The sequence below is a fragment of the Kitasatospora sp. NPDC054795 genome (assembly GCF_053611565.1).
On record NZ_JBSHAP010000022.1, the window covers coordinates 63,688 to 88,553 of the forward strand.

The following is a 24,866-nucleotide window of genomic DNA, read 5'->3' on the forward strand; positions in this document are numbered from 1 at the left end:
GGCGCGAGCCCCGCTGATCGTCATCCTCGGGCGACGATCGGACGCCTGCCCGCCGGAATGGGCCAAAAGTGGACTAACGTGGCGGACCGGACCGGCACGGGTGATGCTGGTCGCGCTGCTCGCCGGCACGACCGCAGCCGAACCCGCGTCAGCCACCGGCACGGACCTCACCGCCCGGCGGTCGAGGGACACCCCAGCACCAGCGCAGGACGGCACCCGGCAGAGCCGCCGAAGGGCCGAGACAGAGGGAGAAACCAGATGGCCAGCAAGGCTGAGAAGATCGTCGCCGGTCTGGGCGGCATCGACAACATCGAAGAGGTCGAGGGCTGCATCACCCGCCTGCGCACCGAGGTCAAGGACGCCTCCCTGGTCAACGAGGCCGCCCTCAAGGCCGCCGGCGCCCACGGCGTCGTGAAGATGGGCACCGCGATCCAGGTCGTCATCGGCACCGACGCCGACCCGATCGCCGCCGACATCGAGGACATGATGTGAGCTGAGCCACCCGGGTTCGGCCCGCCCGGCCCGCCGACCCGCTCAGGGGGACGGCGGGCCGCGGCGCATCCCCGCCGGCTCCCGGACCGGCTCCCCGCCGCTTCCCGGACCGGCCCCCCGGAGCGACTACGCTCAGTGCCTATGTCACGCATCGACGGCCGCACCCCCGAACAGCTCCGCCCGATCACCATCGAACGGGGCTGGAGCAAGCACGCCGAAGGCTCCGTCCTCATCTCCTACGGCGACACCAAGGTGCTGTGCACCGCCAGCGTCACCGAGGGCGTGCCCCGCTGGCGCAAGGGCAGCGGCGAGGGCTGGGTCACCGCCGAGTACTCCATGCTCCCGCGCGCCACCAACACCCGCGGCGACCGCGAGGCCGTCAAGGGCCGCATCGGCGGCCGCACCCACGAGATCAGCCGGCTGATCGGCCGTTCGCTGCGCGCCGTCGTGGACCACCGGGCGCTCGCCGAGAACACCATCGTCCTCGACTGCGACGTCCTCCAGGCCGACGGCGGCACCCGCACCGCCGCCATCACCGGCGCGTACGTCGCCCTGGTCGACGCCGTCGCCTGGGCCCGTGACAAGAAGCTGCTGCGCGCCAAGGGCCAGCCGATCACCGGCGGCGTCAGCGCCGTCAGCGTCGGCATCATCGACGGCGTCCCGATGCTCGACCTCCAGTACGAGGAGGACGTGCGCGCCGAGACCGACATGAACATCGTCTGCACCTCCGACGGCCGCTTCGTCGAGGTCCAGGGCACCGCCGAGGGCGCCCCGTTCGACCGCGAGCTGCTCGACCGGCTGCTCGACCTCGGCAGCCTCGGCTGCGCGGAGCTGGACGCGATCCAGCGCAAGGCCCTGGAGGGCTGAACCGGCGCGGGTCCCGCGGCCGTGGACCGGAGCGGACGCACGGTCAGCCCGCGGGCGCGGACGGCCGTTCGGGCCGCGGTGCGGACACGCGTCCGGGCCGCGGGCGAACGGCCCGCCGAACCGGTCGGCCTGCTGTACAGGCCGGGCCCGGAGACCGTACGGTTCCCGCAGCACTCCCGCTGCGGGAACCGCGCACCTCCCGGCGCGCGTCCCCCATCACGGAACCCGCGCCCCACAGGAGGATCGGATGCCGTCGAGCATCGCCCGCCCCGCCGCCCTCGCCGTGGCCGGACTCATCGCGATCCTCCCACTCAGCATGGTGAGCTGCTCCGCCGCGCAGAAGGCGCTCGACTGCGGCAACACCGCGGTGCGGATCACCGGTGACATCGCCGACGTGACCCAGGCCTACGACAACGCGAGCAACGACGCGGCCGCGGCGGGGAAGGCCCTGCAGAAGCTCAAGAACGACCTCGACCAGGTCGGGAAGAACTCCAAGAACACCGACGTCGCCAAGGCCGTGACCGATCTGCAGAAGCAGGTCGAGAACGTGCAGCGGGCCGCGGACCGCAACGAGGTCCCGGACCTCAAGCCGCTCGGCGCCGCGGCCGGAAACCTCACCTCGGTCTGCACCGGCTGATCGTCCCCGGCCCCTCGGTAGGGTGGGCGATATGTCCACCCGCCTGATTCTCGCCACCCGTAACCAGCACAAGGTCACCGAGCTCCGCGCCATCCTGGCGGACGCCGGCCTGGACGTCGAACTCGTCGGCGCCGACGCCTACCCGGAGATCCCGGACGTCCCCGAGACCGGGGTCACCTTCGCCGAGAACGCCCTGCTCAAGGCGCACGCCCTGGCCCGCGCCACCGGCCTGCCCGCCGTCGCCGACGACTCCGGCCTCTGCGTGGACGTGCTGAACGGCGCGCCCGGCATCTTCTCCGCCCGCTGGTCCGGCAAGCACGGCGACGACACCGCCAACCTCGACCTGCTGCTCGCCCAGCTCTCCGACATCGCCGAGCCGCACCGCGGCGCCCACTTCTTCTGCGCCGCCGCCCTCGCGCTCCCCGACGGCACCGAGCGCGTCGTCGAGGGTCGCCTCCTCGGCACCCTGCGCACCGCCCCGGCCGGCGACGGCGGCTTCGGCTACGACCCGATCCTCCAGCCGCTCGGCGAGACCCGCACCTGTGCCGAACTCACCCCGGCCGAGAAGAACGCCATCAGCCACCGCGGCAAGGCCTTCCGCGCCCTGGCCCCGGTCGTCAAGGAGCTGCTGGCCTGACGGGAAGTCGGAAAACCGAAGGCCCACCCCGAGCTTGTTCTCGGGGTGGGCCTTCGATTTCAACGCCAGTGCGGCCTGAGGGACTCGAACCCTCACGGGATTTCTCCCATGGGCACCTAAAACCCAGGCGTCTGCCAATTCCGCCAAGGCCGCATGGCGACCAGTCTAGAGCTTCGTCGAGTGTGGGGACAGCGAGTTCGGCCGCCGCCCCGCCGGTGCCGCGTCCCGGTCCGACCCCCGGTCCGGTCCCGGCCTCGTCCCGCTCGGGGGGTGGCCGCGCGTCGGCCGTGCGCCGGTGCGGGCACGTCGGCCGCCCGGCCGGCCGGCGCGCGCCGGGAGCGGGTTTCGGCCAGGGGCTGACCGATTGCCGAGCGGCTCCGACCTGTGATGTTTGGCTTTTGATTACCAATTGGTACAGACCTATTGACCTATGTGGTTCAGACCACATAGCTTCTGCGCCAATTGCAATCCCCCACGTGCGTGCTCCCCCACAGGCACGCGCCGACACTCTCTCCTGGAGGACCGAGTGTTGATCCGAAACACGGCGGAGCGGCGTCCCACCGCCGCCCACCGCCGGAAGAGCCCGGCCGCCCGGGCCGGCGTGGCCTCGCTCGCCGCGGCCTCGCTGGCCGGACTGCTGATGGCGACGCTGGGTGCGGCGCCCTCGCAGGCGTCGGCGGCGGTCGACAACGCGGCCTGTCGGCCGGACGGCCTGTACCAGACCCCCGGGGTGGACGTCCCGTACTGCTCCGTCTACGACACCAGCGGGCGCGAGAAGATGGGCGCCGACCACCAGCGCCGCATCATCGGCTACTTCACCGGCTGGCGCACCGGCAAGAACGGCGACGCGCCGTACCTGGTGAACGACATCCCCTGGGACAAGGTCACCCACCTCAACTACGCCTTCGGCCACGTCGGCGGCGACAACAAGCTCTCGGTCGGCACCGACGGCCCGACCAACGAGGCCACCGGGATCTCCTTCCCCGGCGTCCCCGGTGGCGAGCTGGACCCGAGCCTGCCGTACAAGGGCCACTTCAACCTGCTGACGAAGTTCAAGAAGCAGTACCCGAACGTCAAGACCCTGATCTCGGTGGGCGGTTGGACCGAGACCGGCGGCTACTTCGGGGACGACGGCAAGCGCGTCAACTCCGGCGGCTTCTACTCGATGACCGTCAACGCGGACGGCAGCGTCAACCAGGCCGGCATCGACACCTTCGCCGCCTCCTCGGTCGACTTCATCCGCAAGTACGGCTTCAACGGCGTCGACATCGACTACGAGTACCCGACCTCGATGAAGGACGCCGGCAACCCGCTGGACTGGCAGCTCGCCAACGCCAAGCGCGGCTCGCTGGCCAAGGGCTACGCGGCGCTGATGAAGACCCTGCGCGAGAACCTGGACAAGGCCGGCGCCGCCGACGGCAAGCACTACCTGCTGTCGGTCGCCGCCCCGTCCTCCGGCTACCTGCTGCGCGGCATGGAGACCTTCCAGGTGGCCAAGTACCTGGACTACGTCAACATCATGTCGTACGACCTGCACGGTGCCTGGAACAAGTACGTGGGCCCGAACGCCTCGCTGTACGACGACGGCAAGGACGGCGAGCTCGCCGCCGCCAACGTCTACGGCACCGGGCAGTACGGCGGCATCGGCTACCTGAACGCCGACTGGTCGTACCACTACTTCCGCGGTTCGATGCCCGGCGGCCGGATCAACGTCGGCCTGCCGTACTACTCCCGCGGTTTCAAGAACGTGCAGGGCGGCACCAACGGCCTCTGGGGAACCGCCTCGGCGACCACCTGCCCGGCCGGCTCCGGCCTGACCGCCTGCGGTGACGGCGCGGTCGGCATCGACAACATCTGGAACGACAAGGACGACGCGGGCAAGGAGTCCCCGGCCGGGTCGAACCCGATGTGGCACGCCAAGAACCTGGAGAAGGGCATCCTGCCCGACTACCTGGCCAAGTACGGCGTGTCCGACACCGCGCTGCAGGGCACCTACACCCGCAACTACAGCTCCGCCCTGGTGGCGCCGTGGCTGTGGAACGACACCAAGAAGGTGTTCCTCTCCACCGAGGACGAGCAGTCGGTGGGCGCCAAGGCGGACTACATCGTCAACCAGGGCGCCGGCGGCGCGATGATCTGGGAGCTCGCGGGCGACTACAAGTGGGACGCCGCCGCCAACGGCGGCAAGGGCGAGTACGTCCCCGGTTCGACGCTGACCTCGCTGATGTACGACAAGTTCAAGTCGGCGGCCCCGTACGGCGCGATCCGCTCGACGACCGCGCTGCCGCAGCAGACCCTGCCGATCGACGTGTCGTTCACCAACTTCGCGCTGGGCGACTCGAACTACCCGATCAACCCGAAGCTGCACATCGTCAACAACTCGACGCTGACCCTGCCGGGCGGCACCGAGTTCCAGTTCGACTACGGCAACTCGGCCCCGGGCAACGCCAAGGACCAGTCCGGCTTCGGCCTCCAGGTCATCAAGCAGGACAACCCGGGCCCGGGCAACGTGGGCGGGCTGAAGGGCACCTACAACCGGGTGTCGGTCAAGCTGCCGGGCTGGCAGTCGCTGGCGCCGGGCGCCTCGATCGACATGGACTTCGTCTACTACCTGCCGGTGTCCACGCCCTCCAACTGGACGGTCAACGTGGGCGGCACGCTGTACGGGATCAAGGGCGACCTGACCCGCGGCGCGGTGGACGGCGGCACGCCGACCCCGACCCCGACCTCGACGCAGACGGCCACCCCGACGCCGACCCCGACGCCCACCGCGACCGGGACGCAGACCCCGACCCCGACCCCGACCCCGACCTCGGGCGCCTGCGCGGCCGCCCCGGGCTGGGACGCGGGCACCACCTACGCGACCCCCACCAAGGTCTCGTGGAAGGGCCACTACTACCAGAACAAGTGGTGGACCAAGGGCGACGACCCCGCGGCCAGCGGCTCGTGGGGAGTCTGGAGCGACCTCGGGGCCTGCTGATCAGGCCGGTCCGCCGAGGTGAGGAACGGCGGTGGCGGTGCACCCGGTCGGGGGGTGCGCCGCCACCGCTTCGTCGTTCTCCGTACCGCGGGAGGTCAGGCGCCGACCTTGAGGTCGCGCAGCAGCTTGGCGACGTGGCCGGTGGCCCGCACGTTGTAGAACGCGTGCTCCACCTTGCCCTGCTCGTCCACGACGATCGTGGAGCGGATCACGCCCAGGTAGGTGCGGCCGTAGTTCAGCTTCTCGCCGAAGGCGCCGTACGCCTCCAGCACCTCCTTGTCCGGGTCGGACAGCAGGGTGACCTTGAGGTTCTCGGCCTCGCGGAACCTGCCGAGCTTCTCCGGCTGGTCCGGGGAGATGCCGATGACGTCGTAGCCGGCGCCCGCGAGGATCTCCAGGTTGTCGGTGAAGTCGCAGGCCTGCTTGGTGCACCCGGGGGTCAGGGCGGCCGGGTAGAAGTAGACGATGACCTTGCGGCCGGCGTGGTCGGCGAGGGACACCTGGTTGCCGTCGGCGTCGGACAGGCTGAAGGCGGGCGCGGTGTCGCCGGGCTGGAGGCGCTCAGACACGGTCGTACTCTCCTGAAGGCTGGGACGGGCGGCTGTACCACGGCAAACTTACCCCCGATGGTGGGTGGGGCCGCGCGGCCGTGTTCGGCAGCTGACACACTGGGTCAGTCGCACCGATCGCACGGATCGGACGGAACGACATCGGCGAGTGAATGGGGTGGCCCGAGTGGGCGAGGCGAGCACGCAGGACAAGTCGGCGCGGACGACCGCCCAGATCGAGGCGGACATCGAGCGGACGCGTGACCGGCTGGCGGGGACCCTCGACGAGCTGGCCGTCCGCGTCCACCCGAGCACCATCTCCGCCCAGGTCAAGGCCAAGGCGGCGGCCGCCGTCGAGGAGCGGGCCGCCCGGGCGTACGTGGCCGCCAGCGGTGTGGTGGAGAAGGTCCGGGCGCAGTTCGTGGACGAGAAGGGGCAGCCGCGCCGCGAGCGGATCGTCCCGGCCGCGCTGGTCGGCGTGGGCCTGGTGCTGCTGGTCGCCTCGGCCCGCAAGCGCCGCAAGGGCTGAGCACCGCGGGACGGAGGGCCGGGCGCCACGGGTGCCCGGCCCTTCGCGTACCGGGCCGGCGTCACGCCCCGCGCCCGGGAGAGGTACCTTCGGGACCGTGAGTACGAACGACGAAGCGACCCGCTCCGATCACGCGCAGGAGCCCGTCCGCCACGACCGGCTCGGCGAGAAGCTGCCGATCCGGATGCTGCACGACCGCGTGCTGGTGCGCATCGAGGGCGGCGAGGGCGAGCGCCGCTCGACCGGCGGCATCCTGATCCCGGCCACCGCGGAGCTGTCCAAGCGCTGTACCTGGGCGGAGGCCGTCGCGGTGGGCCAGAGCGTGCGCTCGGTGGAACCGGGGGACCGGGTGCTGTACGACCCGGAGGACAAGCTGGAGGTGGAGGTCCGCGGCGCCACCTACGTGCTGCTGCGCGAGCGCGACCTGCACGCCGTCGCCGCGACCCGTTTCGGCGACACGGAGGGCTCGACCGGGCTGTACCTGTGACGGCCTGATCGGCCCGGTGCCCCGCGGTGCCCCGACCCGGGTCGGGGCACCGCGCTTCCGCTGCGGGCGGCTGCCCGGGCCGCCCGGGCGTCGTCGGTGCCGCGCGGCGGACACGCGCTAGGGTCCCGGCATGGGTGTGCCGGTGATCGGGGATGCGGAGCGTCGGGCCAGGCTGGGGCGGCGGCAGTTGCTGGTGCCGTCGCTGCGGGCGGCGCGGGTGGAGGACGTGGCCGACGCGGTGGTCGGGCTGCACGCGACGGACGCGGCCACGGTGTACCTGTCGGCCTGCGCGCGGCTGGCGGAGCCCTCGGCGGCGGAGGTGGACCGGGCGCTGTACGAGGACGTCTCGCTGGTGAAGCTGCTGTCGATGCGGCGGACGATCTTCGCGGTGACGGAGGGCCTCGCCCCGTACGTGAGTTCGGCGGCGGCGCGGGTGATCGCGGCGAAGGAGCGGGCGACGCTGCTGAAGCACCTGCGGGACTTCGCCGAGGGATGGGACGAGGCCCGGCTGGCGGAGACGGAGCGCGAGGTGCTGGCCGCGCTGGCCGTCCGCGGCGAGGCGACGACCAGGGAACTCTCCGAGGACGTACCGCAGTTGCGCGAGACGATGCTGATGTCGGCGGGCAAGGCGTACGAGGCGAAGCAGAGCGTGGGCAGCCGCCTGTTGCGGCTGCTGGCCTCCGACGGGCACGTGCGCCGCTCCCGCCCGCGCGGTTCGTGGCTGAGCAGCAGCTACCCGTGGGCGCCGGTGCCGCAGTGGCCGGAGGTGCCGGTGCGGGGGGCGAAGGCCGAGGTGGTGCGGCGCTGGCTGGCGGCGTACGGACCGGCGACGGTCGAGGACGTGAAGTGGTGGACGGGCTGGACGCTGGGGGACGTCCGCCGGGCGCTGGCCGATCTCGGGGCGCTGGACGTGGCGTTGGCCGGCGGGGCGCCGGCGCTGGTGCTGCCGGGGGACGAGGCGCCGGTGGCGGGGCCGGAGCCGTGGGCGGCGCTGCTGCCCGCGCTGGACCCGGCGGTGATGGGCTGGCGTGGGCGGGACTGGTATCTGCGGCCGGAGGACGTGCCGGCGCTGTTCGACCGGGCGGGCAATGCCGGGCCGACGGTGTGGTGGTGCGGCGAGGTGGTGGGCGGCTGGGCGCAGCGCCCCGACGGCGCGGTGGTGTGGCGGCTGTTCCGGGACGTCGGGGCGGCGGCGGAGCGGGCCGTCGCGGAGCGGGCCGAGCGGCTGGCGGACTGGTTGGGGGAGGTGCGGGTGACGCCGCGGTTCCGCACCCCGCTGGAGCGCGAACTGGTGGCCCGGGGCGCGTCCTGAAGCTTGTTGCTGAAGGCCTGTTCCGGAAGGCCGGGGACAGGCTTCAGGGCGTGGGCGGGGCCGCCGGGCGGCTGGCGGGGCCGCCGGTGGCGCTGGGCGGGGCGGTGGGGCGGGTCGGCTGGACCTGGCTGGGCCTGGGGGTGGGGCTGGGCTGTTCCGGCTCCGCCGTCGGCCTGGGCGCCTGCGGGCTGGGGGTGACCGGCCCGGGAGCGGGTCGGCCGGTGGAAGCGGGGGTGCCGGGCTCGTGGCCGGGCGGTGTGCCGGGGGCCGGGTCGGCGTGGGCGGGTTCGCCGCCGGTGGCGGGGGCGGTGGTCGGGGTGGTGGCGCTGGGGCTGTTGCCGGGGGTGAGGCCGGGCCAGGGGGTGGCGGTGGGGGTGCCGTGTCCGGTCCTGAGGTCGAAGTCCTGGGTGGGGGTGCCGTCGAGGGCGGCGGCCATGTAGGCGGTCCAGATCCGGGTGGGGAAGGTGCCGCCGTTGATCCGGGTGAGTCCGGCGGTGCCGGCCAGTGGCTCCTTGGCATGGGTCTTCGGGTTCTCCCGGAACAGGCCGACGGTGGTGGCGAGTTCGGGGGTGTAGCCGGCGAACCAGGCGGAGAGGTTGGAGTCGGTGGTGCCGGTCTTGCCGGCGGCGGGGCGGTTCAGGTCGAGGGCGGCGGCGCCGGTGCCGCGCGGGCTGACGACGTCGCGCAGCACGTCGGTGACGGAGTCGGCGGTCTCCCGGTCGAGGGCCTCGGTGGGGTCGTGCTCGGGCATCTTGGGGACGTCGACGGCGCCGCCGGGTTTGACGCGTTCGAGTTTGACGACGGACCAGGGGGTGCGGGCCTGGCCGTGGTCGGCGAGGGTGGCGTAGACGCCGGCCAGGTCGAGGGCGCTGGGGGTGGCGGTGCCGAGCGTCATCGAGGTGTTGGCCGGGTCCATGCCGCGGACGCTGTCGGGGATGCCGAGTTTGACGGCGGTCTCCCGGACGCGGGCGAGTCCGGCGTCGACTCCCTCCTGCGCGTACACGGAGTTGACCGACTTCACCATGGCGTAGCGCAGGGTGATGCTGCCGTAGTCGACGTCGTCCTCGTTGGGCGGCGCGTAGGGGGTGGGGCCGCCGGTGACGGGGCGTTCGCTGCTGCCGTCGTAGCGGGATTCGGTGGTGATCGGGACGCCGTCGAGGGTGTGCTGGGCGAGCAGGCCGGCGGCGAGGTCGATCGGTTTGAAGGTGGAGCCGATCTGGTTGTCCTGGCGCAGCGCGTCGTTGTAGGGCTGCTTGGCGTAGTCGGGGCCGCCGTAGACGGCGACGACCCGGCCGGTGGCGGGTTCGACGGAGGCGCCGGCGACCCGGACGTCGGTGTCGGTGGCGGGGCGGGCCCGGGGGTCGAGTTCGCCGGTGAGCCGGTCCTGGACGGCCTTGACGAAGGCGTCCTGCCGGGGTTTGTCGAAGGTGGTGGTGATGCGCCAGCCGCCGGCCTTGAGGGTGGCGGCGTCGAGGGTGCCGGAGGAGACGAGGTAGTCGTCGGCGACGCCGACCAGGTAGCCGGCCTGGCCGGCGAGGCCGGTGGCGGGCTGGGGGTCGATCGGGTCGGGGAAGGCGGTGGCGGCGCGGTCGGCGGGGGTGAGGAAGCCGAGCTGGACCATGCCGTCGAGGGTGTAGTTCCAGCGGGCGACGGCCTTCTCGCGGTTGGCGGGGGTGGCGGTTTTGACGTCGTAGAGGCTGGGGGCCTGGAGCAGGGAGGCGAGGTAGGCGCCCTGGGCGGGGGTGAGTCCGGAGACGTCGACGCCGTAGTAGGCGTGGGCGGCGCTCTGGATGCCGTAGGCGCCGCGGCCGAAGTAGCTGCTGTTGAGGTAGCCGGCGAGGATCTCGCGCTTGTCGCGCTGCTGGTCGACCTTGAGGGCGATGAGCAGTTCGCGGCCCTTGCGTTCGATGGTGCGGTCCTGGGTGAGGTAGTAGTTCTTGACGTACTGCTGGGTGATGGTGGAGCCGCCCTGCATGCCCTTGCCGAGCAGGGTGTTCCAGCCGGCTCGGAGCATGCCCTTCAGGTCGATCCCGCGGTTCTGGTAGAAGGTGCGGTCCTCGGCGGAGACGACGGCCTGCTGGGTCGCCGGCGGGATCTGGTCGATGGTGACGTCGGTGCGGTTGACGGCGCCGGTGCGGGCGATCTCGGTGCTGCCGTCGGCGTAGAGGTAGATGTTGTTCTGGGCGACGGCGTGGGCGTTGGGGTCGGGCACCGGGACGATGACGTAGAGCACGGCGAAGCCGCCGGCGGCGAGCAGGAGCAGCAGGGTGAGGGTGCCGAAGGTGACCCGCCAGGTGGGCAGGAGCCGGCGCCAGAGCGGGAGGGCGCGGCGGGCCTCGCGGCGGGCGGCCCGTTTGGCCTGGCGGCGGGTGCTCAAGGTCATGCCGAGATTATCTGCTATTTGACGTCGGATCAGGCGGGGAAAACCGGGTGCGGGTGGTGCGGGCCGGAGGTACGGTGAAAGGTGCAAACCACATAGCGCACCCACTTTCGCAGCTCCGCCCGCCAGGCCCGGCACCCCCGGGTACGGCCGGTCGGGGCCGCTGGGGCGTGCGCGGATGTCGAGGGGTGTCCACCTCTGCCCGTATTTGTCGACAAGGAGACAATATGCTCTACGCCGCCGTTGCCCGCGGCGCCTTCCGCCGCTACTCCACCTACCGGGCCGCCACCGTGGCCGGCACCTTCACCAACACCGTCTTCGGCATCATCCTGGCCTCCACCTTCCTCGCCCTCTGGCAGGCCCGCCCCGGCCTCGGCGGCTACGACCAGAGCCAGGCCGTCACCTACATCTGGGTCAGCCAGAGCCTGCTGGTCACCGTCGCGGTCTGGGGCGGCGGCTTCCAGGACGACCTCCAGGACCGCTTCCGCAGCGGCGACATCGCCGTCGACCTCTACCGCCCGGTCGACTTCCAGGCCTGGTGGCTGGCCTCCGACCTCGGCCGGGCCGGCTTCCAGGCGCTGGTGCGCGGCACCGTGCCGATACTGATCGGCGCACTGGTGTTCCGCATCCGACTGCCCGAACACCCACTCACCTGGGCGTTCTTCCTGCTCTCGGCACTGCTCGCGGTCGTGGTCAGCTTCGGGCTGCGCTTCCTGGTCTCGATCACCGGCTTCTGGCTGCACGACTCGGAGGGAGTGCGCTCGGTGATGCTGGTGGTCTCGATGTTCTTCTCCGGGATGCTGCTGCCGGTCGCGCTGTTCCCCGGCCCGCTCGGCGACCTCGGCCGGGCGCTGCCCTGGTCGGCGCTGGTGAACGTCCCCACCGACGTCTTCCTGGAACGGACCGGCGGCACCGCCCTGTTCGGGGCGCTCGGCTTCCAGCTCGGCTGGGCGGTGGTGCTGCTCGCCGCCGGGCGGGGCGCCCAGTGGCTGGCCACCCGCAAGGTGGTGGTGCAGGGTGGCTGAGCAGCTCGTCGGGCTCCGCCGGGAGCCCCTCACCGCCCGCACCGCCTGGGCGCTGCGCTCCTGGTGGCTCTGCGCCCGGATGTGGATGCGCTCGATGATGGCCTACCGGGCCTCCTTCGCGCTCAACCTGGTCGCGAGCCTGGTCACCCACTCCCTCGACTTCGTGGTGCTGGTGATCATGTTCCTGCACACCGACCGGCTCGGCGGCTGGAGCCTGCCGGAGATCGCCTTCCTGTACGCCACCGCCACCTTCTCGCTCGGCGTCGCCAACCTGCTGGTCGGCTCGGCCGACGGGCTCGGCGCGCGGATCCGCAGCGGCTCGCTGGACACCATGCTGATCCGGCCCGCGCCCGCGCTCTCCCAGTTGTGCGCCGAACGCTTCACGCTGCGCCGGCTCGGCCGCCCGCTCCAGGCCGTCGCGGTGCTGGTCTGGTCGCTGGCCGCCCTGGACGTCCACTGGACCTGGGACCGGGTGCTGCTGGTGCCCGCCCTGCTGCTCTGCGGCACCGTCATCTTCGGCGCGATCTACATCGGCGGCGCCACCGTCCAGTTCTGGTGGGGCGAGTCCAAGGAGATCCAGAACTCCTTCACCTACGGCGGCGCGACGCTGCTGCACTACCCGCCGACGATCTTCGCCAAGGAGCTGGTCGCCGGGGCGGTCTTCGGCGTACCGCTGGCCTTCGTCAACTGGCTTCCCGCGCTGCGCATCCTCGACCGGCCCGACCCGCTCGGCCTGCCCACCGCCTTCCAGTTCGCCTCGCCGGTCGTCGCCGCGCTCTGCGTCCTCGCCGCCGGGCTCGCCTGGCGGGCCGGGCTGCGCGCCTACCGCGGCACCGGCAGCTGAACCCCTCCCACCGAACCCCTCCCACCGGAACCCTCCCATCCCGAAGGAGCTCCCATGGCACTGATCGAACTCCAGGACGTCCACCGCACCTTCACCGTACGCACCCGCACGGGCCGGTTCAGCCGGGCCAAACGCGAGGTCCGGGCGGTGGACGGGCTCGGCTTCACCGTCGAGGCCGGCGAGTGCGTCGGCTACATCGGGCCCAACGGGGCCGGCAAGTCCACCACCATCAAGATGCTCACCGGCATCCTCGTCCCCAGCTCCGGACGGCTGCGGGTGGCCGGCGTCGACCCGGCGCGCGAACGCGTCGCACTGGCCCGCCGGATCGGCGTCGTCTTCGGCCAGCGCACCACCCTCTGGTGGGACCTGCCCCTGCGCGACTCCTTCGAACTCGCCCGCCGGATCTACCGCATCCCCGACGCCCGGTACCGCGAGAACCTCGGCCGCTGCGTCGAACTGCTCGACCTCGGCGGACTGCTGGACACCCCGGTGCGCCAGCTCTCGCTCGGCCAGCGGATGCGCGGCGACCTCGCCGCTGCGCTGCTGCACGACCCCCAGGTGCTCTACCTGGACGAGCCGACCATCGGTCTGGACGTGGTCAGCAAGGGCCGGGTGCGGGAGTTCCTGCGCGAGGTCAACCGGGACCGGGACACCACCGTGCTGCTCACCACCCACGACCTGACCGACATCGAGCAGCTCTGCGGCCGGGTGATGGTGATCGACCACGGCCGGGTGGTCTACGACGGCGGACTGGAGGGCCTGCACGCCACCGGCCGCAGCGAGCGGACGCTGGTGGTGGACCTCGCGCAGGAACTCCCGCACCCGGTCGAGGTGCCCGGGGCCCGGGTCACCAGGGTCGAGGGGCCGCGCCAGTGGCTGGCCTTCCCGGCCCAGGAGAGCGCCGCGCCGATCGTGGCGGCGGTCGCCGCGCGCTACCCCCTGGTGGACCTGTCGGTGCGCGAACCGGCCATCGAGGACGTGATCGCCCGGATGTACGCGGAGGTCGCGATCGGCTGACGGGACGGACGTGCGGCGGCCGGGGGCCCTCCGGCCGCCGCCCGGCCGTCGTACGCCAGTGCCACGGCCGGGAGTGTGTTCGGTTCCCCGTCGCCGGTGCGGGTGATCATCGTGACCCCTGGCCGCCACCGCGAGTTGACCCGGCATCACTCGCCGATGCCGGAACCGGAGGCCCGCTCCCCGATGGCCGTACCCGACGTGACCGTGGTGGTCGCGGTCTACAACACCATGCCGTACCTCACCGCCTGCCTGGACTCGCTGGTCGGGCAGTCCCTGGCGCCGGGGCGGCTGGAGGTGGTGGCCGTGGACGACGGCTCCACGGACGGCGGCGGGGAGCTGCTGGACGAGTACGCCGCCCGCCACCCAGGGCTGTTCACGGTGCTGCACCAGCCCAACTCGGGCGGCCCGGCGGGCCCGACCAACCGCGCCCTGGAGTTGGCCCGCGGCCGCTACGTGCTGTTCCTCGGCGCGGACGACCGGCTCGGCGAGGAGGCGCTGGAGCGGCTGGTCACGGCCGCCGACGCCTGGGGCTCGGACGTGGTGGTGCCCAAGCAGATCGGGGTGAACGGGCGGCTGGTCCCGCAGGGGATCTTCCACGCCGACGCCGAGTCCGTGAACTTCACCGACTCCGCGCTGGCCTGGGCGCTGGCCGACACCAAGCTGTTCCGGCTCGACCTCCTCCGGCGCCACGGGCTGTGCCGCGACGAGCGGTTGAAGGTCTTCTCGGACCAGCCGTTCACCCTGGAGGCCTGCCTGCGGGCGGCCCGGGTGTCCGTCCTCGCCTCCTACGACTGCTACTTCCTGGTGCTGCGCGAGGACCGGGGCAACGTCACCGAGCGGGCCGGGGTGCTGGACCGGTTGCGCGGGATCGCCGCGCTGCAGCAGGTGGCGGCGGAACTGGCGGAGCCCGGAGAGGAGTTGGACGCCATCCGGGCCCGCAGCTTCGGCTGGGACGTGCCGCGCCTGCTGCGGGAGGGCTTCCTGCTGCTGGCCGAGGACGTGCAGGAGCGGGTGTGCGTCGAGGTCGCGCGGCTGGTCGAACGGTTCGGTGCCCGCGAGGTGTACCACCGGCTGCCGCCCGCCGAGCGGGTGCGGCTCGAACTCGCCTGCGCGGTGCGGCCGGAGGCGCTGCGCGACCAGATCCGCTACGAGGCGGCGCACGGCGATCCACCCGTGGTGGTGGACGGCGGGCGGCGGTACGCGGGCCTCCCGGCGTTCCGGGACGCCCGGCTCGGCCTGCCGGACGAGCTGTTCCTGCTGCCGGAGGAGGCGACCGGGGCGGCTGCCGGGGAGGCGGCCTCGGAGGCGGTCGGGAAGGCCGCCCCGCGGCTCGACCTCGCCCGGCAGCTGTGGCGCGGGCTCGTCCCGGAACAGCTGCGGCGCCGGCTGCGGCGCCACCCGGCGTGGCGCCGGCTGGCCGACTCGGTGAACGGAGGACGGGGATGAGTCTGGACGTCTGCGTGGTCGGCCTGGGCAAGCTGGGCCTGCCACTGGCGGTGCAGTTCGCGCTGAAGGGCCACCGGGTGACCGGCGCGGACACCGCCCCCGGCGTGGTGGAGAGCGTCAACCGGGGCGTGCCGCCGTTCCCCCGGGAGGCGGGTCTGGACCAGGCGCTCAAGCGGGTCGTCGCTGAGGGCCTGCTGCGGGCCACCGCCGACACCACGGTCGCGGTGGCCCGGGCCGAGGCCGTCGTCCTGGTCGTCCCGCTGGTCACCGCCGCCGACGGCAGCCCGGACTTCGCCCAGCTCGACGCGGCCACCGACGCCGTCGCGGCCGGGCTGCGCCGGGGCACCCTGGTCAGCTACGAGACCACCCTGCCGGTCGGCACCACCCGGGAGCGCTGGGCGCCCCGGCTGGCGTCCCGGTCGGGGCTCGCGGCCGGCAGGGACTTCGCGCTGGTGTTCAGCCCGGAGCGGGTGCGCACCGGACGGGTCTTCGCCGACCTGCGGCGCTACCCCAAACTGGTCGGTGGCCTGGACGCGTCCTCCACCCGGCGCGGCGCCGAGTTCTACCGGGCGGTGCTGGACTTCGACCCGCGCCCGGACCTGCCCCGGCCCAACGGCGTCTGGGAACTGGCCTCGGCGGAGGCGGCCGAGTTCAGCAAGCTCGCCGAGACCACGTACCGGGACGTCAACATCGCGCTGGCCAACCAGTTCGCCCGGTACGCGGACGAGGTCGGGGTGGACTTCGCGGAGATCGCCGACGCCTGCAACTCCCAGCCGTACAGCCACCTGCACCGGCCGGGCATCGCGGTCGGCGGGCACTGCATCCCGGTGTACCCGCGGCTCTACCTGTGGAACGACCCGGGCGCGACGGTGGTCCGGGCGGCGCGCGAGGCCAACCTGGCGGTTCCGGGGTACGCGGTGGGCGTGCTGGCGGGGGCGGTGCCGGGCGGGATCGCCGGGCAGGGCGTGCTGGTGCTCGGCGCCTCGTACCGGGGCGGGGTCAAGGAGACGGCGTACTCCGGGGTGTTCCCGCTGGTCGAGGCGGTGCGGTCGGCGGGTGCGCGGCCGTACGTCAGCGACCCGCTGTACGAGGCGGAGGAGTTGGCGGCGCTCGGGCTGCCGCCGTACGGCGGGGAGTCGGTGGTGGCGGCGGTGCTGCAGGCCGACCACCCGGAGTACCGGGACCTGACGCCGGCGGACCTGCCGGGGGTGCGGGTGCTGCTGGACGGGCGCCGGTGCACGGACCCGAAGCGCTGGGCGGGCGCGGAGGTGCGGCGGATGGTGCTGGGCGGGGCGTGAGGCCCGGTCGGTTCGGCGTGTGGGGCCCGGGTTGTTCGGTGCGTCACGCCTGGCGGGGGCGCGTGATCGCGAGGCGCGCCCCCGCCCGCGCCGGGCAACGGGCAGACTGGCGGGGTGAGTGACGATGCCTTCAGCGGGACCGGCCCCGGGGTCCGGTTCACCGCGGCCGACGAGCAGAAGAGACGCGGCGTCCGCCGGATGAAGACCATCGCGACCGGCCTGCTGGCCTTCGCGACCCTGGTCTTCGCCCTGTCCACCTGGGCCGGGGCGGCCGGCGCCGGCCCCTGGGCGGGGTACGTGGCGGCCGCCGCCGAGGCGGGCATGGTCGGCGCGCTGGCCGACTGGTTCGCGGTGACCGCGCTGTTCCGCCGGCCGTTCGGCCTGCCGATCCCGCACACCGCGATCATCCCGACCAAGAAGGACGCCTTCGGGCGTTCGCTCGGCGACTTCGTCGGCGAGAACTTCCTCTCCGGCCACGTGGTCCGCGGCCGCCTGGCGGCACTCGGCATCGGCCGCCGGCTGGGGGAGTGGCTGGCCGCGCCGGGCAGTGCCGAGCGGGTCACCAAGGAGGCCTCGGCGGCGCTGCGCGGCCTGCTCGCGGTGCTCCGCGACGACGACGTGCGGGCGGTGGTCGCCGAGGCGGTGACCAGGCGGGCCGCGGCCACCTCGGTGGCCGAGCCGATGGGCCGGATGCTCGGCAAGGTGGTCGCGGACGGCGGGCACCACGGGGTGGTGGACCTGGTCGCCGTCCGGGCGCACGGCTGGCTGACCACCAACCACGAGGAGGTGGTCCAGAAGGTCACCCAGAAGACCCCGGGCTGGACGCCCCGGTTCATCGACCACCAGGTCGGCGAGCGGGTCTACAAGGAACTGCTGCGCTTCGTCACCGACATCCGGGACGATCCGGACCACCCGGCCCGCGGCGCGATCGACAACTTCCTCGCCGACTTCGCGACCGAGCTGCAGACCGACCCGGAGACCATCGCCCGGGTCGAGCGGGCCAAGGGAGAGCTGCTGGCCCGTGCCGAGGTGCAGGACCTGATCAACTCCACCTGGGCAGCCGTGCGCACCCTGGTGATGGGCGCGGCCGAGAACGAGGACAGCGAACTGCGCCGGCGCATCCGCGACGGCGTGCGCCGCTTCGGCGAGCGCCTGGCCACCGACCCCAAGCTCCAGGCCAAGGTGGACGGCTGGCTCCAGGACGCCGCCCAGTACCTGGTCGACACCTACCGCACCGAGATCACCTCGCTGATCTCCGAGACGGTGGCGGGCTGGGACGCCGACGACGCCTCCCGCAAGATCGAGGCCAACGTCGGCCGCGACCTCCAGTTCATCCGGATCAACGGCACCGTGGTCGGCGCCCTGGCCGGGCTGCTGATCCACACCCTGGCGGTGGCGCTCGGAGGGTGACCCCGGGCACGGCCTATCCTTGCCAGCAGCTGTCTTCGGTACGCGCGTAGAAGGAAGAAGGGAACCACCGTGGTCCAGCCGGACGGAAGTCGGATCGGCCCCAGCGTCAGTCGGATCGAGCCTGTGGAGCGGAGCATCGAGGCATTCATCGCCGGGATGCCCAAGGCGGAACTGCACGTCCACCACGTCGGCTCGGCCTCGCCGCGCGTCGTCGCGGAACTGGCCGCCCGGCACGCCGGGAACTCCAAGGTGCCGGTCGACCCGGCGGCGCTCGCCGAGTACTTCACCTTCACCGACTTCGCGCACTTCATCGAGGTCTACCTGAGCGTGGTGGACCTGGTCCGGGACGCCGAGGACGTCCGCTCGCTCACCTACGGCGTCGCCGAGGACATGGCCCGGCAGAACATCCGGTACGCCGAGCTGACCATCACCCCGTACTCCTCGGTCCGCCGGGGCATCCCCGAGGTCGCCTTCATGGAGGCGATCGAGGACGCCCGGCTGCGCGCCGAGAAGGAGCTCGGCGTGGTGCTGCGCTGGTGCTTCGACATCCCGGGCGAGGCCGGGCTGCAGTCCGCCGAGGCGACCGCCCGGCTGGCCACCGAGCTGGGCCCCGAGGGCCTGGTCAGCTTCGGCCTGGGCGGCCCGGAGATCGGCGTGCCGCGCCCGCAGTTCAAGCCGTACTTCGACCGGGCCCGGGCGGCCGGCCTGCGCAGCGTCCCGCACGCGGGCGAGACCACCGGTCCGGAGACGGTCTGGGACGCGATCCGGGTGCTCGGCGCCGAGCGCATCGGGCACGGCACCCAGGCGGTGAAGGACCCGGCGCTGGTCGACTACCTGGGCGAGCACCGCATCCCGCTGGAGGTCTGCCCGACCTCCAACATCGCCACCCGGGCGGTGGAGCGGATGGAGGACCACCCGATCGAGCGGATGGTCGACGCCGGGCTGCTGGTGACGGTCAACAGCGACGACCCGCCGATGTTCGGCACCGACCTCAACACCGAGTACGCGGTGGCGGCGCGACTGCTGGGCCTGGACGAGGCCGGGGTGGCGGGGCTGGCCCGAAACGCCGTCGAGGCCTCCTTCCTGGACCGGGCGGGCAAGACCCGGCTGACCGGGGAGATCGACGCCTACCTGGCGGGCTGGCAGCAGGCCTGACCTTCCCGCAGTCGCGCTTCCCCCGTCGCGTTTCCCCTGCTGAACCGCCCCGTCGACCTCGGTCGGCGGGGCGGTTCCGCGTTCGGGCGCCGACCGGCGCCACCCTCGTTCGGGCGATGGCGCCAAAGTGGTGCCACAAATGGCTCGACATGGCACCACCGCCGTGCCATGCTTACGGCCATGGACCTCACGCCGTACGTGGAAAACCTCCGGAACGAGCTTGCGGTGGCCGCCGCCACCGGCGGGGACGAAGCGCGTGCGCTGGCCGAGCGGCTGACGCTCCCGCTGGAGTCGGCCGTGCGGCTCACCCTGCTCAACGCGCTCTCGGCCGCCATGGGCGAAGTCACCCGTGACCTCGCCCCCGGCTCGGTGGACGTGCGCCTGCGCGGGCTCGACCCCGAGTTCGTGGTGACGGCGCCGCCCGGCTCGGACGCCTTCCACGGCGATGCGGCGCCACAGCCGGCACCGATGGCGCCGCCGGTGGCGCCTTCGGCGGCGCCGGAGCCGGACGAGACCGGCACCGCCCGGATCAACTTCCGCCTGCCCGCCCACCTCAAGGCCAGGGCGGAGGAGGCCGCCGCCGAGGCCGGCCTCTCGCTCAACGCCTGGCTGGTCCGGGCCCTGGCCGGCGCGCTGGAGGGCGGCGAGCCGGTCCGCCGGCCGGTGGCCGATCCGGGCAGCCGGGTCGCGCGCAGCGTCGGCGGCCAGGGCTTCACCGGCTGGGTCCACTGAGGCCTCCGCAGGACCCCGAGCATCCGCACGACCTCCCGCACCACCTTCTGCACCTTCGACGTCACCCCCGCTCCGACCAGCGGGAACACCCACACGAGTCAAGAGGACGGGACAGCCATGCCTACGTACGAGACCGACGGACCGATCTCCGCCATCCTCGAGTTCGACATCGGCTCGGTCTGGATCAAGGCGGGCAAGCGCACCGACGCGGTGGTCGAGGTCCGGCCCGCCAATCCGGCCAAGGAGGCGGACGTCAAGGCCGCCGAGCAGACCCAGGTCGACTTCTCCGGCCGCCGGCTCGGCATCAAGGCCCCCAAGCAGCGCAGCGTCTTCAGCGGCAAGAAGGGCGCGATCGAGGTCCTGGTCGAGCTGCCGGCCGGCTCCGAGGTCCACAGCGAGTCCCCGATGGCCGAGTTCGTCACCGAGGGCCCGCTCGGCGCCTGCCGGCTGAAGACCTCGCTCGGCCGGATCCAGGTCGAGAGCGCCGAGAGCGCCCGGCTCGACAGCGGCTTCGGGGACGTCCGGCTCGGCGCGACGACCGGGGACGCCGAGGTGACGGGGGCCGGCCGGATCGAGATCGGATCCGTCGGGGGCCGGCTCACGGTGAAGAACAGCAACGGCGACACCGAGGTCGACGAGGTGTACGGCGAACTCCACGCCAACGCCTCCAACGGCCGGATCCACGTCGGCCTCGCCGAGGGGAACGTGGACGCCAAGTCGGCGCACGGCCACATCCGGGTCGGCCGGGTGGTGCGCGGCAAGGTCACCCTCCAGACCAGCGTGGGGGACGTCGAGGTCGGCATTGCGGAGGGCACCGCGGCCTGGCTCGACGTGCACAGCAAGGTCGGCGGCGTCCGCAACGACCTCGGCCCCACCCAGGGCCCGGGCGACGCGGTGGAGACGGTCGAGGTCCGCGGCCGCACCCAGGTCGGCAACGTCGTCGTCCGGAGGGCCTGATGGCGGCCGACTCCGCGGTCCCGGCGATCTCGGCGACCGGACTCACCAAGTCCTACGGGGACAAGGCGGTCCTGAGGGGCGTCGACCTGGAGATCCCGGCGGGCAGCGTATTCGCCCTGCTCGGGCCCAACGGCGCCGGCAAGACCACCATCGTGCAGATCCTCTCCACCCTGATCCCCGCGGACGGTGGCTCGGCCCGGGTGGTCGGGCGCGACGTGGCACGCGAGGCCGACGCGGTGCGGAAGGCGATCGGGGTGACGGGCCAGTTCTCGGCGGTGGACAACCTGCTCACCGCCGAGGAGAACCTGATGCTGATGGCCGACCTCAACCACCTCCGCCGTCGGGAGGGGCGGAGGCGGACGGAGGAACTGCTGCGGCGCTTCGATCTCACCGAGGCCTCGCGCAAGGCCGTCACCACCTTCTCTGGTGGCATGCGGCGCAAGCTCGACCTCGCGATGACCCTGGTCGGGGACCCGAAGGTGATCTTCCTGGACGAGCCGACCACCGGGCTGGACCCGCGCAGCCGGCGCACCATGTGGGAGATCATCCGGAGCCTGGTCGCCGACCACGGGGTGACGGTCTTCCTCACCACCCAGTACCTGGAGGAGGCCGACCAGCTCGCCGACCGGATCGCCGTCCTGGACGGCGGCCGGATCGTCGCCGAGGGCACGGCCGAGGAGCTGAAGCGGTTCGCCCCCGGCGGGCGGATCCGGCTCCGGTTCGCGGACGCCGGCTCGCTGGCCACCGCCGCCACGCTGTTCGAATACGCCACGGCCGACACCGAGGCGCTGCGGCTGGAGATCCCGGGGGACAACTCCGTCCTCACCGTGAAGGCCGTACTGGACGTGCTCGACAACGCGTCCGTGCAGGCCGAGTCGTTGGTCGTGGAGACGGCCGACCTGGACGACGCGTTCCTTCAACTGACCGGGGAGGGCGTGCGATGAGCATGGCCACGGGCACGGCCGGCCACGCGCTCAGCGACTCGCTGACCATGCTGCGCCGCAACCTCAAGCACGCGCTGCGGTACCCGTCCCTGACCTTCGCGGTCGTGGTGATGCCGGTCATGATGCTGCTGCTCTTCAACTACGCCTACGGCAGCACCCTGGGTGCCGGCATAGGCGGCGGCAACTACATCGACTACGTGACGCCCGGCATCGTGCTGATGGCGGCCACCTCCGGGTCGCTGGTCACCGCGATCGGCATCTGCACCGACATGACCGAGGGCATCGTCAACCGCTTCCGCACGATGGCCATATCGCGCTCCGCCTTCCTGGCGGGGCACGTGGTCGGCAGTGTCATCCAGACCATGATTGGGCTGGTGCTGGTGATCGGCGCGGCCCTCGCGATGGGCTTCCGGCCGAACGCCGGACCGGTGGAGTGGCTGGCCGCGATGGGCCTGCTGCTCTTCCTGACGATCGCCCTGACCTGGATATCGGCCGGCATCGGCCTGGTGGCCAAGACGGTCGAGAGCGCCAGCAACATGCCGATGCCGCTGCAGTTCCTGCCCTTCATCGGCAGCGCCATCGTGCCCACCGACTCCATGCCGACGGCACTTCGCTGGTTCGCCGAGTACCAGCCCTTCACCCCCATGATCGAGACCCTGCGCGGGCTGTTGATGGGGACCGGGATCGGCACCAGTGCCTGGAGCGCCCTGGCCTGGTGCACCGTGCTGACGCTGGTCGGCTACTTCTGGTCGCGGAGCGTCTTCTACCGGCGGTGACGGGGGTACGGCCGGTAGACCCGGCGGGGGGGGGGGCGCGGGGGCCCCCCCCGGGGGCGGGCGGGCGCTGGCGGTGGCCGTCGCGCTCCTGGTGTCGGTGGTCGGTCCTGCGGTGATGCGGGCTCCTTCTTCTCCCGGCGGCCGGCCGGGGTCGGTGTGCCTCGGAGGTGTACGAGCTGCACGTGGGCGAGCTACAGGTGGGCGAGCTACAGGTGGGCGAGCTTGTAGAGCACGGGCGCGGCCTCCCTGAGGACGGCCCATTCCTCCTCGTCGAGCCCCTGGGCGAGCTCGGCGAGCCAGACGTTCCGGCGTCGACGACTCTCCGCGAGGATCGTCTCGGCCTGCTCGGTGCTGCTGACGACCACCTGGCGGCGGTCCTCGGGGTGCGGTTCGCGCCGCACCAGCCCCTTCTCCTCCAGCATCGCGACGATCCTGGTCATCGAAGGAGGCTGCACGTGCTCCTTCCGGGCGAGCTCACCCGGCGTCGCCTTTCCGCACCGGGCGAGGGTGCCCAGCACTCCCATCTCGGTGGGACTCAGCGACTCCTCCACCCGCTGGTGTTTGAGTCGTCGGGAGAGGCGCATCGTGGACGATCGCAGCTGACTGATCGCTGCGAGGTCCTGCTCGGACATCTCGGGCATCTCTTTAGCCTACGTCATTACTCTCGCTAAGGAAAATGAGATCCGCCGCCGTGCCGGAGGGTCACCGCGGTGCCATATTGGTCATGGGCCCCAGCTCTCTCCCGGAAGGGCCGACCTGCCATGTCCGACCTCGCCACCGAGCAGTCCGAGCGGTCCCAGCCGTCCGAACAGCCGCAGCCGTCCGAACGGTCCGCGCGCACCGGGCCCGGCGACACCGGCTTCGCCCGGCTCGCCATGGTCACCATCGACTGCGCCGACCCGGTCGCGCTGGCCTCGTTCTACGGCGAGCTGCTGGGGTGGGAGACCAGGCACGCGGACGAGCGCTTCGCGATCCTGGACAACCCCGAGGGCGGCAGCCCACTGGGCTTCGGCCGGGTGGCCGGCTACCGGCCGGAACCGTGGACGGAACCGGACGGCAGCAAGCACTTCCACCTCGACTTCTACGTCGACGACCTGGACGAGGCCACCGCGAAGGCCCTCGCGCTCGGCGCCACCGAGCCCGCCTACCAGCACGGCCGCACCCTGCGGGTGCTGATCGACCCGGCCGGCCACCCGTTCGGGCTAGCCCCCCTGGAGTGAGCGCCGACAGCGGACCGCAGTCACCCGGAGGCGGTGCGCAGGCGGTGTCAGGGCTTGGTGCCGGGATCATGCAGGCCGCGTAAAGGCCCATCCTGACCTGGGACTTCACGAAAAGCACGAACATTGTGCGACTGCCGGGCAGTGGCTACTCTCCCGGATTGTCAGGGGCACCACATGCCAGGCTCCTCCCCTGCGGGAGCACGTTCCCGCTCCGGTGCCCGCCGCCGCGCGCCTTCCCCGGCCAGCCGCGTCCGCCCGCGCCCCGGTGCCCTCAACCCTCGTCCAGGGAGCTCCATTGGGTGAGATCCACCATGCCGACCACGGCTGGGTGACACCGGCGGTCTCGTACTTCGTCGCCTGCGTCGGCGCCTTCGTCGCCCTGCGCAGCGCCCGCTGGGCACTCGTCTCCCGGGGTCGCACCCGGGCCGTCTGGCTGCTGTTCGCCTCGACCTCGCTCGGGGCCGGGATCTGGTCCATGCACTTCATCGCGATGCTCGGCTTCTCCGTGACCGGCGTCGAGATCGGCTACCGGCCCGGCCTGACCGTGCTCAGCCTGCTGGTCGCCGTCGCCGTGGTCGGCGTCGGGCTCTTCACCGTCGGGTACTGGCGGCGCCGCGTCCTGGCCCTGCTGGTCGGCGGGCTGACCACCGGTCTGGGGGTCGCCGCGATGCACTACCTGGGCATGGCCGCGATGGTCCTGCCCGGCACGCTCGGCTACGACCGGCCCACCGTCGCCGCCTCGGTGGCCATCGCCGTGGTCGCGGCCACGGCCGCGCTCTGGGCCGCGCTCAACATCCGGGGCACGCTCGCCGTGCTGGCGGCGGCGCCGGTGATGGGCGTGGCGGTCTGCGCGATGCACTACACCGGCATGGCGGCGCTCTCCGTCCAGCTGGACCTCTCGCGCTCCACCGAGGCCGGCGTGATGGCACTCCAGTTCATCTTCCCGCTCGGGGTCGGGCTGGGCTGCTACGTGTTCTTCGGCTCGCTGGCTTTCGCGGTCTCGCCGAGCCGGTCCGACTCCCAGCCCCTGCTGGCCGGTCCGGCCGCCCCGCTGCCTCCGCGGCCCCCGCGCGCCTCCGGGACCGCGCGGGCCGCGGGGGCCGCGGGGGCCGCGCGCACCCCGGGCGACCAGGGCAGCCCGCTGCTCCCGCAGCGGCGGCCGCTGGGCGGGGC

At 72.7% G+C, this 24,866-nt stretch carries 24 protein-coding genes and 1 tRNA gene; 21 read left to right on the top strand and 4 right to left on the bottom strand.

All coding sequences use genetic code 11. The features are described from left to right. Window positions 1–258: 258 nt before the first annotated feature. From ACWGJO_RS11055 to rdgB, 4 genes are all read left to right on the top strand, one after another. Window positions 259–492, top strand: coding sequence for a glucose PTS transporter subunit EIIB (locus ACWGJO_RS11055; protein ID WP_063349220.1), 234 nt, complete (start codon window positions 259–261; stop codon window positions 490–492). A 141-nt stretch (window positions 493–633) separates the two neighbouring features. Next, window positions 634–1,359 (top strand): ribonuclease PH, encoded by a 726-nt coding sequence (rph, locus tag ACWGJO_RS11060; RefSeq protein WP_359915203.1) that lies wholly within the window; start codon window positions 634–636, stop codon window positions 1,357–1,359. A 247-nt stretch (window positions 1,360–1,606) separates the two neighbouring features. Then, on the top strand, window positions 1,607–1,996 hold the full coding sequence (locus ACWGJO_RS11065) for a hypothetical protein (RefSeq protein ID WP_359915201.1): 390 nt from the start codon (window positions 1,607–1,609) through the stop codon (window positions 1,994–1,996). A gap of 31 nt (window positions 1,997–2,027) precedes the next feature. Then, a complete protein-coding gene (rdgB, locus tag ACWGJO_RS11070) occupies window positions 2,028–2,633 on the top strand; it encodes an RdgB/HAM1 family non-canonical purine NTP pyrophosphatase (RefSeq protein WP_452183151.1) in 606 nt (201 codons plus the stop codon). 69 nt (window positions 2,634–2,702) lie between these two features. On the opposite strand, the gene ACWGJO_RS11075 is transcribed toward rdgB, so the two are convergent. Continuing rightward, window positions 2,703–2,786 (bottom strand) — tRNA-Leu (locus ACWGJO_RS11075). A gap of 487 nt (window positions 2,787–3,273) precedes the next feature. On the opposite strand from ACWGJO_RS11075, the gene ACWGJO_RS11080 reads away from it, so the two are divergent. Continuing rightward, window positions 3,274–5,613, top strand: coding sequence for a chitinase C-terminal domain-containing protein (locus ACWGJO_RS11080; RefSeq protein ID WP_452183167.1), 2,340 nt, complete (start codon window positions 3,274–3,276; stop codon window positions 5,611–5,613). Window positions 5,614–5,708: 95 nt separating this feature from the next. On the opposite strand, the gene bcp is transcribed toward ACWGJO_RS11080, so the two are convergent. Further along, window positions 5,709–6,182, bottom strand: coding sequence for a thioredoxin-dependent thiol peroxidase (gene bcp / locus ACWGJO_RS11085; RefSeq protein WP_452183152.1), 474 nt, complete (start codon window positions 6,180–6,182; stop codon window positions 5,709–5,711). Window positions 6,183–6,348: 166 nt separating this feature from the next. On the opposite strand from bcp, the gene ACWGJO_RS11090 reads away from it, so the two are divergent. From ACWGJO_RS11090 to ACWGJO_RS11100, 3 genes are all read left to right on the top strand, one after another. Then, on the top strand, window positions 6,349–6,690 hold the full coding sequence (locus tag ACWGJO_RS11090) for a DUF3618 domain-containing protein (RefSeq protein ID WP_380538871.1): 342 nt from the start codon (window positions 6,349–6,351) through the stop codon (window positions 6,688–6,690). 184 nt (window positions 6,691–6,874) lie between these two features. Beyond that, complete coding sequence (locus tag ACWGJO_RS11095) at window positions 6,875–7,177, top strand: GroES family chaperonin (RefSeq protein WP_049655715.1); 303 nt, start codon at window positions 6,875–6,877, stop codon at window positions 7,175–7,177. A 130-nt stretch (window positions 7,178–7,307) separates the two neighbouring features. After that, window positions 7,308–8,489, top strand: coding sequence for a winged helix DNA-binding domain-containing protein (locus tag ACWGJO_RS11100; protein WP_452183153.1), 1,182 nt, complete (start codon window positions 7,308–7,310; stop codon window positions 8,487–8,489). Between the two features lie 43 nt (window positions 8,490–8,532). On the opposite strand, the gene ACWGJO_RS11105 is transcribed toward ACWGJO_RS11100, so the two are convergent. Then, window positions 8,533–10,872 (bottom strand): transglycosylase domain-containing protein, encoded by a 2,340-nt coding sequence (locus tag ACWGJO_RS11105; protein ID WP_452183154.1) that lies wholly within the window; start codon window positions 10,870–10,872, stop codon window positions 8,533–8,535. 224 nt (window positions 10,873–11,096) lie between these two features. On the opposite strand from ACWGJO_RS11105, the gene ACWGJO_RS11110 reads away from it, so the two are divergent. The 11 genes from ACWGJO_RS11110 (at window position 11,097) to ACWGJO_RS11160 (ending at window position 22,473) form a co-directional block, all read left to right on the top strand. After that, window positions 11,097–11,894 carry an ABC transporter permease gene (locus ACWGJO_RS11110; RefSeq protein WP_452183155.1) on the top strand — a complete coding sequence of 266 codons (798 nt, stop codon included), beginning with the start codon at window positions 11,097–11,099 and terminating at the stop codon, window positions 11,892–11,894. After that, window positions 11,887–12,738: an ABC transporter permease gene (locus ACWGJO_RS11115; protein ID WP_452183156.1), complete on the top strand. Its 852-nt coding sequence runs from the start codon at window positions 11,887–11,889 to the stop codon at window positions 12,736–12,738. The genes ACWGJO_RS11110 and ACWGJO_RS11115 overlap by 8 nt, the downstream gene beginning before the upstream one ends. Window positions 12,739–12,792: 54 nt before the next feature. Next, a complete protein-coding gene (locus ACWGJO_RS11120) occupies window positions 12,793–13,755 on the top strand; it encodes an ABC transporter ATP-binding protein (RefSeq protein WP_452183157.1) in 963 nt (320 codons plus the stop codon). Window positions 13,756–13,911: 156 nt separating this feature from the next. Further along, window positions 13,912–15,201: a glycosyltransferase family 2 protein gene (locus tag ACWGJO_RS11125; RefSeq protein ID WP_452183158.1), complete on the top strand. Its 1,290-nt coding sequence runs from the start codon at window positions 13,912–13,914 to the stop codon at window positions 15,199–15,201. A gap of 2 nt (window positions 15,202–15,203) precedes the next feature. Further along, window positions 15,204–16,499 carry a nucleotide sugar dehydrogenase gene (locus ACWGJO_RS11130; protein WP_452183168.1) on the top strand — a complete coding sequence of 432 codons (1,296 nt, stop codon included), beginning with the start codon at window positions 15,204–15,206 and terminating at the stop codon, window positions 16,497–16,499. Between the two features lie 114 nt (window positions 16,500–16,613). Further along, window positions 16,614–17,909 (top strand): DUF445 domain-containing protein, encoded by a 1,296-nt coding sequence (locus ACWGJO_RS11135; protein ID WP_452183159.1) that lies wholly within the window; start codon window positions 16,614–16,616, stop codon window positions 17,907–17,909. A 123-nt stretch (window positions 17,910–18,032) separates the two neighbouring features. After that, the gene (locus ACWGJO_RS11140) at window positions 18,033–19,064 is read left to right on the top strand and encodes an adenosine deaminase (protein WP_452183160.1); all 1,032 of its coding nucleotides are present in this window, start codon (window positions 18,033–18,035) and stop codon (window positions 19,062–19,064) included. Window positions 19,065–19,244: 180 nt separating this feature from the next. Further along, window positions 19,245–19,796, top strand: coding sequence for a toxin-antitoxin system HicB family antitoxin (locus tag ACWGJO_RS11145; RefSeq protein WP_452183161.1), 552 nt, complete (start codon window positions 19,245–19,247; stop codon window positions 19,794–19,796). Between the two features lie 117 nt (window positions 19,797–19,913). Then, a complete protein-coding gene (locus ACWGJO_RS11150; protein ID WP_387691689.1) occupies window positions 19,914–20,753 on the top strand; it encodes a DUF4097 family beta strand repeat-containing protein in 840 nt (279 codons plus the stop codon). After that, window positions 20,753–21,697: an ATP-binding cassette domain-containing protein gene (locus ACWGJO_RS11155; protein WP_452183162.1), complete on the top strand. Its 945-nt coding sequence runs from the start codon at window positions 20,753–20,755 to the stop codon at window positions 21,695–21,697. Before ACWGJO_RS11150 ends, ACWGJO_RS11155 begins: the two co-directional genes overlap by 1 nt. Continuing rightward, a complete protein-coding gene (locus ACWGJO_RS11160; RefSeq protein WP_452183163.1) occupies window positions 21,694–22,473 on the top strand; it encodes an ABC transporter permease in 780 nt (259 codons plus the stop codon). Before ACWGJO_RS11155 ends, ACWGJO_RS11160 begins: the two co-directional genes overlap by 4 nt. 206 nt (window positions 22,474–22,679) lie before the next feature. On the opposite strand, the gene ACWGJO_RS11165 is transcribed toward ACWGJO_RS11160, so the two are convergent. Beyond that, complete coding sequence (locus ACWGJO_RS11165) at window positions 22,680–23,114, bottom strand: MarR family winged helix-turn-helix transcriptional regulator (protein ID WP_030235202.1); 435 nt, start codon at window positions 23,112–23,114, stop codon at window positions 22,680–22,682. A gap of 120 nt (window positions 23,115–23,234) precedes the next feature. On the opposite strand from ACWGJO_RS11165, the gene ACWGJO_RS11170 reads away from it, so the two are divergent. After that, entirely contained in the window at window positions 23,235–23,693 is a 459-nt protein-coding gene (locus ACWGJO_RS11170) for a VOC family protein (protein ID WP_452183164.1), read from the top strand. 295 nt (window positions 23,694–23,988) lie between these two features. Beyond that, window positions 23,989–24,866, top strand: an 878-nt coding sequence (locus ACWGJO_RS11175) for an MHYT domain-containing protein (RefSeq protein ID WP_452183165.1), incomplete at its 3' end; no start/stop codon positions are given.

What these genes read in the sequence shown, in the direction of transcription:
- ACWGJO_RS11120 (WP_452183157.1), top strand. Translation starts at nt 12,793, where the DNA reads ATGGCACTGATCGAACTCCAGGACGTCCACCGCACCTTCACCGTACGC.
- ACWGJO_RS11125 (WP_452183158.1), top strand. Translation starts at nt 13,912, where the DNA reads ATGCCGGAACCGGAGGCCCGCTCCCCGATGGCCGTACCCGACGTGACC.
- ACWGJO_RS11150 (WP_387691689.1), top strand. Translation starts at nt 19,914, where the DNA reads ATGCCTACGTACGAGACCGACGGACCGATCTCCGCCATCCTCGAGTTC.
- ACWGJO_RS11165 (WP_030235202.1), bottom strand. Translation starts at nt 23,114, where the DNA reads ATGCCCGAGATGTCCGAGCAGGACCTCGCAGCGATCAGTCAGCTGCGA.
- ACWGJO_RS11110 (WP_452183155.1), top strand. Translation starts at nt 11,097, where the DNA reads ATGCTCTACGCCGCCGTTGCCCGCGGCGCCTTCCGCCGCTACTCCACC.
- ACWGJO_RS11160 (WP_452183163.1), top strand. Translation starts at nt 21,694, where the DNA reads ATGAGCATGGCCACGGGCACGGCCGGCCACGCGCTCAGCGACTCGCTG.
- ACWGJO_RS11145 (WP_452183161.1), top strand. Translation starts at nt 19,245, where the DNA reads ATGGACCTCACGCCGTACGTGGAAAACCTCCGGAACGAGCTTGCGGTG.
- ACWGJO_RS11100 (WP_452183153.1), top strand. Translation starts at nt 7,308, where the DNA reads ATGGGTGTGCCGGTGATCGGGGATGCGGAGCGTCGGGCCAGGCTGGGG.
- ACWGJO_RS11080 (WP_452183167.1), top strand. Translation starts at nt 3,274, where the DNA reads ATGGCGACGCTGGGTGCGGCGCCCTCGCAGGCGTCGGCGGCGGTCGAC.
- ACWGJO_RS11170 (WP_452183164.1), top strand. Translation starts at nt 23,235, where the DNA reads ATGTCCGACCTCGCCACCGAGCAGTCCGAGCGGTCCCAGCCGTCCGAA.
- rph (WP_359915203.1), top strand. Translation starts at nt 634, where the DNA reads ATGTCACGCATCGACGGCCGCACCCCCGAACAGCTCCGCCCGATCACC.
- ACWGJO_RS11105 (WP_452183154.1), bottom strand. Translation starts at nt 10,872, where the DNA reads ATGACCTTGAGCACCCGCCGCCAGGCCAAACGGGCCGCCCGCCGCGAG.
- ACWGJO_RS11055 (WP_063349220.1), top strand. Translation starts at nt 259, where the DNA reads ATGGCCAGCAAGGCTGAGAAGATCGTCGCCGGTCTGGGCGGCATCGAC.
- ACWGJO_RS11155 (WP_452183162.1), top strand. Translation starts at nt 20,753, where the DNA reads ATGGCGGCCGACTCCGCGGTCCCGGCGATCTCGGCGACCGGACTCACC.
- ACWGJO_RS11095 (WP_049655715.1), top strand. Translation starts at nt 6,875, where the DNA reads ATGCTGCACGACCGCGTGCTGGTGCGCATCGAGGGCGGCGAGGGCGAG.
- rdgB (WP_452183151.1), top strand. Translation starts at nt 2,028, where the DNA reads ATGTCCACCCGCCTGATTCTCGCCACCCGTAACCAGCACAAGGTCACC.
- ACWGJO_RS11065 (WP_359915201.1), top strand. Translation starts at nt 1,607, where the DNA reads ATGCCGTCGAGCATCGCCCGCCCCGCCGCCCTCGCCGTGGCCGGACTC.